This window comes from Myxococcus sp. AM009, assembly GCF_013372605.1.
Taxonomy (GTDB): Bacteria; Myxococcota; Myxococcia; order Myxococcales; family Myxococcaceae; genus Myxococcus; species Myxococcus vastator.
On sequence record NZ_JABXEP010000482.1, the window covers coordinates 1 to 420 of the forward strand.

The 420-nt window shown below is 51.0% G+C and carries 1 protein-coding gene; it reads left to right on the top strand.

Features of this window, described 5'->3' with window-relative positions; all coding sequences use genetic code 11:
- On the top strand, positions 1-385 hold a 385-nt coding region (locus tag HV824_RS37035; RefSeq protein ID WP_217918067.1), incomplete at its 5' end, for a hypothetical protein.
- Positions 386-420: the final 35 nt, after the last annotated feature.

A 420-nucleotide genomic window follows, 5' to 3' on the forward strand; every position in this document is an offset into this window, starting at 1 on the left:
AGCAATGAGCGTGAAGATTATTCGAGATGGCGGCAACTGCTTTGTTGCAACACGTGAGCAGGGAGAGCCGCAAGTTGGGGTGCGCCGCGAGCACGTCGGTGGTGCAACGAATAACCCGAACCATAGTGATATCAGAACTGTCTTGCAGGGCGGTACCATACGAAGCACCGAGTACGTATGGCAAGGTCCTGATAGGGGTCACTATAAGCATACCTGGACACTAGAGGATAATCCAGAGCGGTTTTATGCCGAGCTGTGTAAAATGCACGATATTATAACAGCTGACGTTATTGAGGTGCAGGCGAAAAAAGGCTTAGTAGGACGATTGGGCGGGGCAGTGCTGCGACTACGGAAGCGGAGCTATAGATCTATTCGGGGGAAGTAGCACCTCCATTCCATACGCACGATAAAAGCATAAAC